A 3,842-nucleotide genomic window follows, 5' to 3' on the forward strand; every position below is an offset into this window, starting at 1 on the left:
GTGAAACAGCCGTTGTCATTAAAAACAATTATTCCGACGAAATTCGCTTTGTTTTTTGCGTTCCCCAGGAAACATCTTTATACACTCTTACTCTTTACGCTTGCCCAAAGCAAACCGAAAGTCAAATTTCTGCTGTAAAAAATTCGGCTTTTGCACAGGGAAGCACAACATTTACACTTTCTGCCGGTCAAAAATCTTTGTCTTCAAGCTTGAATATAGAACTTAAGCCGCAGGAAACTTCCGGAACAGGTTCTGTAAATCTTCCGCTTTCTTTTGATTCTGTGCTTGGAATTGCGGCTGCCAAAGTCAATGTCACAAAAGACGGTGTTTCCGATTCCAGTGGAAACAACTACGGATTTGAAATCTCGGTTTCCGGAAGTGCAGCCATGCTTTCTGCGGAAAACGCGCCTGCCGGAACATATCTTGCAATAATGAAATTCTACAAAAGCACAACAGATTTTTCTTCCGTAAATGAGGTTGCGGTGAATTTTGCAGTTCAGCAAATTTCCGTTTATTCTGGAATGACGAGCGACTGCTGGTTTGTTGACGGAAAAAAAATTGGAACAACAGGAGCGGACGGAGTTTTCACGCCTTCCGCCTTGGAGCTTACAAAATACGACTTTACGGAGCTTTATGTGCTTGGCTCGGATGCGGCTTCTGGCGAAATAGACGGAAAACTGGTCTTTTACAACGAAGCACATTTTGGCAGTTCAATTCCGACCATAACCAATGTGAACGGCGGCGACGGCTCAATGACAAATCCGTTTGCGACAGTCCAGAAGGCGGTGGATAAAATTGCCGCGGCCGGCGATACTTCCAAAAAATACACGATTTATGTGGACGGAACGGTGACGGCGGATTCAGGTGATGATTTTACAACGGATTCTGCCATTAACGATAAAAGTTTTATTTATATAAGCTCTTCAAATAAGCTTGATTTAACAATAAAAGGCTTTTCTCAAGATTCAAAAGCCGTTTTGGATGCGAATCAGAAGGACGGAAGCCTAAACGGAAATGTCCTTACCGTAAATGCAAGTAATGCCAATATCACTCTTGAAAATCTGACGATTACAGGCGGCTCAAGAAGTGCGACCGGTGGAGGAATTTACGCAAAAGGCAGTCTTACTCTAAAAAAATGTACTGTCACAAAAAACAAGTCGAACAATGCAGGCGGCGGAATCAGTTTCAGCGGCAAAGAGCTTGTGCTTGAAAATACAAGCGTCACTTACAATAAAAGTTCAAGCAACGGCGGCGGAATAAATGCTGACGGAAAAGTGACAATTTCGGATTCGGAAATTCTAAATAATTCGGCAACCGCTAATGGAGGCGGAATATATTTTGGCGACGGAGAAAAAACGATTTCCGGCACAACGGTAAACAAAAATTCTGCCGAATTTGGCGGTGGAATTTATATGCAAGCTGGCACTTTGAACCTTGAAAGCGGCGCAATAATCGGCGAAAAACTTGACCCTGACGCAAACGATATTTCAAAAGTTGCAACAAGTTCGGATTACGGAAACAAGGCTACGGACACTAGTTATTCAAGAGCTGGTGCAGGGCTTTATATTCAGAGCGGAACAGTAAATATGTCTGAAGGCGTTTATATTTGCAAAAATTATACAAGTTCTTATGGCGGTGGAGTTTATGTAAGCCCGAATGGAATTTTCAATATGAGTGGCGGTGTTATAGGTTGGAATTTTTCAAGAATGGGTGGCGGAATCATCGCGGATGGGGCGGATGCTAGCACTTCCAGCTATTCTGTGCTGAATATTTCTGGCACAGCAAAGATTTGTTATAACAGAGCCGATTTTACTTCTGCTGAAGGTTGTACAGGTCGTGGCGCTGGAATTTTTGCATGCGGTGATTTAACTATATCTGAAAATGTTGAAATATTTAAAAATCAAGCTGCGAAAAGTGGCTCAGGAATCCATTTTGAAAAAAAACTTGTTATGAAAGGAGGTTCTATCCATGATAATAAAGCAGAAACTGATGGTGCCGGGATTTTTGCTTATAAAGGTGAAGCTGAATTATCTGTCTGTAAAATAAGTGGGAATGAAGCTGGCGGAAACGGCGGCGCGATTTATGCTAATAATGAAAATTCAAGAATTACTGTAAAAATTGGTGAAGAAAATAATTCTAATGGCGACGTTCTTATAGAAAAAAATAGTGCTAACCGTGGAGGGGCGTTTTACGGTGCTAATAATGCCGATTTTGTGATGAACGCAGGCAAAGTCTCTGAAAATTATTCATTAGGAAACGGTTCTGGAGACGGTGGCGGAGCGATGTTCCTTTGGGGGGCACAGTCAAATTACAGCACATTCACTATGAATGGCGGCGAGATAAGCGGAAACATGGCAAAAAGCGGCGGATGCGGCGGAGCTGTTCATATAGACCACGGCACAGGCGGAAAGGCAGCGTTCATAATGAAAGGCGGATTGCTTTCTGGAAACAAAGCAACTGACGAAAATGGAATTGGTAGCAAGCTGGGCGGTGCAATTTATTTAAAAGCTGGCGGAAAAATAGAACTTAGCGGAAGTGCTGTTATTGATGTAGAAAAAGATTGCAATGATATTTATCTTGGAATAAGTGAACAATCTGTACAACAAAAAATTACAATCACAGGCACGCTTGCTCCGGGAAATAACGATGCCGCCGGAAACCAGAAATACACCGCAAGAATCACGCCGGAAGAATATGCTGTCGAAAAAGAGTTTTTCCAAAGTGATTCTTATACAATTACTTCTGATGATTATGAAAAATTCTGCGTAACAGGAAATGATGATTCTGATGAATGGTTTATAACAGGCTCAGGTTACCTTTCAAAGCCGACTGCGATTTCAAGTCTTTCGTCTGCGCCGGATTTTAGTATATATCCAAAACTTACGGTTTCAACTGGTGATGAGATGAAATCTCTAGCAGACTGGGTCAATGCCGGAAATAATATGGAGGGAGTTACATTTACATTACAGGATAATGTGACGATTGATTCTATGATTGGTTTTATGACTAGTGATGGTGCAAAAAAATTTGAAGGAACTTTTGATGGAAATGGAAATACAATAACTTCAAATGTTGAACTAGATTCTATTTTTTGTTTCGTAGAAGGAGGAGAAATTAAGAATGTTATTTCAGAAGGAAAATTTTTAAAAGCAGGTATTGCTAGTTATTTAAAAAACGGAATTATTGAAAACTGTAAAAATAATGCAATGATTTCTGCAACAGATTCTGTAGGAGGAATTGTTATTCAGTTACAAGAGGGTGGCAAAATAAAAAATTGTATAAATAATGGAAAGGTTGCTGGGACGAACTGCGTTGGTGGTATTGCTGGTGAACCTTTTGAAGATGGCTCTATATTGAATTGTATCAATTTAGGCGAAATCGAAAACACAGGTTCTGGTGAGGCTGGAGGCATTGCTGGTTATAATTACAAGGGTGTCATAGATAACTGTGTGAATGTCGGTCAGATTACTGGATCTTCTGATGATCGAGTAGGTGCAATTGCAGGGTATAATTGGAGTGATGAGTATATTAAAAAAGCTTATTATCTAAAAGGCAGTGCAAATCGTGCGGTGGGTAACAGAGTAGCTGTTAATACTACTTTTTCGTTTGATTCACCATCAGATGAGCTTATTACAAAATTGAACGCTTGGGTTACAGCCAATTCCACCGAAACAGAAAAATACCTTGAATGGAAGATTGTGGACGGCAACCCGTCTTTGGTGTATGAATAAGCAGTTTTCTTGACAATCCGCTTTTTCAAACCGTCAAAACTGACAGTTTGGAAATTGTGAAAGTTCTTAAAGCAAGTTTTATAAAATTACAGGGGATGTCCCAAAAGTATC

1 pseudogene is annotated in these 3,842 nt (G+C 40.5%); it reads left to right on the forward strand.

Annotated features, from left to right (window positions below):
- Positions 1-3,731, forward strand: a pseudogene (locus B3Y13_RS02060) (hypothetical protein); the annotation flags it as partial.
- Between the last annotated feature and the right edge of the window lie 111 nt (positions 3,732-3,842).

The organism is Treponema sp. UBA7567 (genome assembly GCF_002476655.1).
In the GTDB taxonomy this organism is placed as follows: Bacteria; Spirochaetota; Spirochaetia; order Treponematales; family Treponemataceae; genus Treponema_D.